General features: G+C 64.0%; 1 protein-coding gene. It reads right to left on the reverse strand.

The genetic code is table 11. From position 1 onward, the window contains the following. Positions 1-328 (reverse strand): carbon starvation CstA family protein (locus tag Q7F16_RS30140; RefSeq protein WP_409557425.1); only part of this gene is annotated, 328 nt, incomplete at both ends.

Below are 328 nucleotides of genomic sequence, written 5' to 3' on the forward strand. Positions count from 1 at the left end.
TTCATCTTGATCAGGACCACGGTGGCGAGCATCAGGGCGATACCGGCCAGCATCTGGTTGGAGATGCCGAACAGCGGCCACAAGGTGTTGATGCCGCCCAGCGGATCGATCACGCCCTGGTACAGCAGGTAGCCCCACAGCGCGACGCAACCGGCGGTGGCGATCAGGTTGGCGGTCCAGGATTCGGTGCGCTTGAGGGCCGGCACGAACGAGCCGAGCAAGTCCTGCAGCATGAACCGCCCGGCACGGGTGCCGGCGTCCACCGCGGTGAGGATGAACAGCGCTTCGAACAGGATCGCGAAGTGGTACCAGAACGCCATGGTGTTCT

This window comes from Pseudomonas sp. Lb2C2 (assembly GCF_052112205.1).
Classification (GTDB): domain Bacteria; phylum Pseudomonadota; class Gammaproteobacteria; order Pseudomonadales; family Pseudomonadaceae; genus Aquipseudomonas; species Aquipseudomonas kilonensis.